This window comes from uncultured Salegentibacter sp. (genome assembly GCF_963972535.1).
Classification (GTDB): domain Bacteria; phylum Bacteroidota; class Bacteroidia; order Flavobacteriales; family Flavobacteriaceae; genus Salegentibacter.
Genome location: NZ_CAXAVR010000171.1, coordinates 1 through 3,839, shown reverse-complemented (window position 1 = coordinate 3,839; position 3,839 = coordinate 1). Strand labels below are relative to the sequence as shown.

The following is a 3,839-nucleotide window of genomic DNA, read 5'->3' as shown; positions in this document are numbered from 1 at the left end:
TAGAAAATTAGTGCTTCTGAAATTAGAAAACCGCTGAGGTAAAGGTAAAAAGCATTTTTTGGAATTCGAATTACCTTTAGCCAGTTTAGGAAAGCGAATAAAGCCAGGGAAACAAAACCCAGGAAAACCCAGTGCAAATAGCCAATTACAAAGTCAAGATTATTAAAAGCCAAATCGGCGAAATATGGGATGACGCTAAGGCTTTGAATTAAAATTTTACCGACTAACAATATCCCCGAAATCATTAAAAGTCGATAACTAAAAGAACTTAATCCTGTTTTTAGAAGATTTCTATTCCGCAGTATAAAGGCGAAAAACTGGTAAAAAGCGATGAGGAGTAAAATCACTCCGAGCCCACCCATTAGATAAAATATTAATGGTGGATTGGTCCAGTAAGTGGAAAGAAAAAAGCTTAAAATAACGCCGGAATTCAGCAACAGGAAAAACCGTTTAAATTTCTTTCTGCCAAAATCTATATTCAATTTTTGAAAGAGATAATATACAATTCCCAATAGTGCTACTAAAAACCAGGCATTATACTGAAAATGCAAATAGAAATATACAGCGAGTTTGTACCAAATTGAGGTATTGCCCAGGGTACTCATAATACCTCCAAGCGCCCAGGGGCCAATACTGGAAATTACCATATACCATAAGGCTGCTTTTATAAGTTTAAAGCTTTTGGTCTTGCTATGCTTCTTTGGAATATTGCGGAGCACAAAGCCTGCATAAAAATAGGAGCAGATTAGAAAAAGTGTTGAAAAAATTATGGAAATCACCGCATACCCCTGGAACGGAAAACTAAACAACATTCCTAACAAACTAATATTTGTAGCCAGGAAAATATAGATGTATTTTCTTGAAAGTTCAGTTTTATGAAAAAACAACCTATAAATAATGCCGGTTAATGCGAGATACACCCAACCTAATAAAGCAATATGGGAGTGCGTGTGAAGAATGTATTTATAATTCCCTGGTACCGGGGTTACGTAAAATAATCTCAGGAAAATTCCCAGCAAAGCGGCCAGGAAAAAATAGGCGAGAGCTATTTTGTGATGAGCTTTTAAATCTAAACGCAGCATAGGCCGAAAGATACTAAAAAGATAAGAAGTTAGCTTAAAAATTGAACTATGAACACCATACCGAGTAAGGTGAAGTAATCTCTCCCGGTTTAAATAAAGTTTAGATTGCTGCTCCCGATAAATATCGGGATTGCAATGAAGATTTTTGGCGGTATTGGTGTAATTATTAGCAAAAATTAACCCCGTAACATTGCTGTTACGGGGTTTCATCAACACAATTAAAACATTCTAAAATAAAAAACTAAATCTACCCTGGCATGGGGGATTCCAGGATATAACAACCTTTAACTGTTTAAACTGCGTTCAAGCTCAATAGCCTTAGGGAAAAGTATATTGTTTTCTAAATGCACGTGGTGATGCAGATCGGTCTCAAATTCTTCCAGTTTTGCATAAAATGCCCTGTAAGTATTACAAGCCCATTCAGGATAATTGTAATTATCGCTTAATTCTGAAATCTCTTTAAAAATGGCACCGGCATCATCGTGCTCGGTTTCCATCATTTTAATAGGATTGTCAATTTTTCCAAATTGTGGTTTTGGTGCCGGTGTTCCTTCTTCCTCAGCTCTTACCAGTTTTTTGATAAATGGAAATAGAATAAGTTCTTCTTTCTTTAAATGGGCACTTAATTCCTGGGCAACTTCGGTAAATAATTGCTGAATTCTTATAAGCTCTGGTCTTTCGTGGCCGTGCACTTTGGCAACACGGGCCGCATATTGAATAAGTAATGGAATATTTTCTTCTACATACTGGTGATGTACGTTTATAATATGGTCGGTTAAGAAATCCAGTTTCCAGTTTTTGTAATCGTAACCGGGAGTGGTAACCGTGGCTGTTTCCTCTAATTCTTTCTTCAGTACCTCAAGGCTCACATTAGCTTTTGTCGCAGCCTGGGCTAAACTAATTCCGCCACCGCAACAAAAATCGATCCCGTGTTTTTTAAACAGGTGCGCGTTTTTAATATTTTCGGTAACATAATCGGCTACGGTTTTTACAGTTTCGGTATTCATAATAATAACTTTAAGTTGAACAATATTTCTCTACAAATATCTGCCTTGACTTCCTGCTATTTTATGAGTCTGGTCATAAGCCTAAAATTTGCCCGATAAACGCAATTTAAATCTTCCTGAATTCATTATGGATTTGCTGAAAATCCCCCCAAAACCGATTAAAAATTCAACTTCAAGAATTGGTGCGATTAACCCTGGTGCGGAAGATGCGTATCGTATTTCAACTTAAAAAAATATGGATTAATTTACCCAAACCATTCTTCGGCTTCGCGTTCTTCCACTTCTTCACCGGTATTCAGGTCTAAGCGGGTAATGTTCTTTTTGGTGTTTAAATACCGGTTCACAATCCTATCGGCATAACTGGAATTTGTTTGTGGTACCAGGTAATCTTCAAACTGTTCGGGACCATTAAAATCATCTGAATTTTCTACAAATCCGTAGCCGGCATAGCGACCTTTCTTGAGATAGATAAAAGATTTTTCAGCTTTAGTTCTTCCTTTTTCTACGAGCAAACAGGAATTTTCATATTGCTGAATATATTCTACCGCTTTAGAAACCCGCCGGTTGTATTCTTCTTTATCAATTTCGCCTTTGCACATCCCGCTGCAACTGGTTATTTTGTAATGGCTGCAATGCGAAACACCGGTTTGCAAGCCGCAATACCGCGGGCATAAATCAAATTCCTGGCAAATATTTTCCAGGAATTTAATAGCTTCTTCTCGCGTATAGAACTTCATCCAGCTTACCGGCGAAACTTTGTTTTTATGAATCACAAATTGCTCAATTCCTTTTTGGTTATGGTAGGAGGTAAGCGTATAAGGCCTGCTCACCTTTTTCTGGGCTTTATTGAATTCAGGGAAATATTTTAAAATTAAAGCAGATTCCCGCAAAAGCGCCAGCAATTCACTACCGGTAAGTTCGTAGTCTATGCTGTAAGTGGCCTGCATCAGCTTATATTTTCGGTTAGATTTTTCCTGAAAATGAGATTTTATTCGGCTTTTAATATTTTTAGCTTTCCCTATATAAAGCGGAATACCATCTTTATCCTTAAAGAAATAGACTCCGGTTGTAGCGGGTAATTTTTCGAAATCTGAATTTTTAAAATTGGGCGGAAGATAAGAAGCTGCGGTTCTTTGATTTAAAAACGCTTTAAAAACTTCATAATCGGGATCCAGATCCAGGCAACGCTGAAAAAGCGTGACTGTAGCCTCACAATCGCCGCGCGCCCTGTGCCTATCTACGTGCGGAATATTTATAGAGGTGCAAATATTTCCCAGGCTATAAGAAAAAAGGCCCGGAATTAGCTTCTTGGCCAGCCGTACCGTACACAGGCGTTTTCTTTGAAATGGCAGTTCCAGGTTATTAAATTCTGCCTTAATAATATTATAATCAAAATTCACATTGTGGGCTACAAACACACAATCTTTGGTAATTTTATCTATTTCAGAAGCTATTTCGGCGAATTTTGGCGCATCGGCCACCATTTTATCATTGATGTTGGTAAGCGTTTCAATGTATAGCGGAATCTCGGTCCCGGGATTTACCAGGGAGCTGTAGTCGTCTATAACTTTTCCGTTTTGCACTACCAGTACACAAATTTCGGTGATCTTATTGCCTTTAATGCCGCCGCCGGTGGTTTCAATATCGGTTATGGCAAATTTCACATCTTTCATGCGGCCAAATTATGATTATTTCTGAAAGTTTAAAAGGAAAAAATACTAAATAATGGAAATATTCCTTATCTGGTTGG

The 3,839-nt window shown here is 37.6% G+C and carries 3 protein-coding genes; all 3 read right to left on the bottom strand.

Translation table 11 applies throughout. From position 1 onward, the window contains the following. The coding region (locus AACZ30_RS13345) for a hypothetical protein (RefSeq protein ID WP_339649963.1) at window positions 1-1,292 on the bottom strand (1,292 nt) is incomplete at its 3' end. A 74-nt stretch (window positions 1,293-1,366) separates the two neighbouring features. Further along, window positions 1,367-2,089, bottom strand: coding sequence for an iron-sulfur cluster repair di-iron protein (gene ric / locus AACZ30_RS13340; RefSeq protein ID WP_075326081.1), 723 nt, complete (start codon window positions 2,087-2,089; stop codon window positions 1,367-1,369). Window positions 2,090-2,334: 245 nt separating this feature from the next. After that, complete coding sequence (locus AACZ30_RS13335) at window positions 2,335-3,762, bottom strand: exonuclease domain-containing protein (RefSeq protein WP_339649961.1); 1,428 nt, start codon at window positions 3,760-3,762, stop codon at window positions 2,335-2,337. Between the last annotated feature and the right edge of the window lie 77 nt (window positions 3,763-3,839).

What these genes read in the sequence shown, in the direction of transcription:
- ric (WP_075326081.1), bottom strand. Translation starts at nt 2,089, where the DNA reads ATGAATACCGAAACTGTAAAAACCGTAGCCGATTATGTTACCGAAAAT.
- AACZ30_RS13335 (WP_339649961.1), bottom strand. Translation starts at nt 3,762, where the DNA reads ATGAAAGATGTGAAATTTGCCATAACCGATATTGAAACCACCGGCGGC.